The organism is Parasphingorhabdus sp., assembly GCF_036963805.1.
GTDB lineage: Bacteria > Pseudomonadota > Alphaproteobacteria > Sphingomonadales > Sphingomonadaceae > Parasphingorhabdus.
Genome location: NZ_JBALUN010000067.1, coordinates 1 through 512 on the forward strand (window position 1 = coordinate 1; position 512 = coordinate 512).

The following is a 512-nucleotide window of genomic DNA, read 5'->3' on the forward strand; positions in this document are numbered from 1 at the left end:
GCGGGTGTGAAAGGCGTTGACAGGTAAGCCACTGCTTCGCTAGTGGCCCGCGCCTACCCGCAGCCGTGCTTCGACGACCGGCCAGCGACAGTGTGCCCAGATGGCGGAATTGGTAGACGCGCATGCTTCAGGTGCATGTATTCGCAAGGATGTGGAGGTTCGAGTCCTCTTCTGGGCACCAGTAACTTTTTTAAGTTATTGAAAATAAACAAAAATATGATATAAAGAGATTTTGGACCACCTTTTGGGCCACCCTGAACTTTGCGATGTTTTGGCTGGCTATGTTCTGCGTTGAACAAGATATTTTGCCAAACAGCTTTTCCTGCTAGCGTGTCTACTCCTCGGGGTATTGTCGTAACCGGGGCATCGCGATGCTCTCTTTCATAGGAGAATCGTGATGAGGATACTTTCAAAGCGTCAGCTGAAGGAGCTTGTCTTATACTCACCACAGCACATCGCACGACTGGAAAAGGCCGGTCAATTCCCCAAGCGGGTACAGCTTGGCCCCAACA

1 tRNA gene is annotated in these 512 nt (G+C 51.0%); it reads left to right on the forward strand.

The annotated features are described in order from the left end of the window. Positions 1 to 94: 94 nt before the first annotated feature. Positions 95 to 181: transfer RNA gene (locus tag V7676_RS18805), tRNA-Leu, on the forward strand. Positions 182 to 512 lie beyond the last annotated feature (331 nt).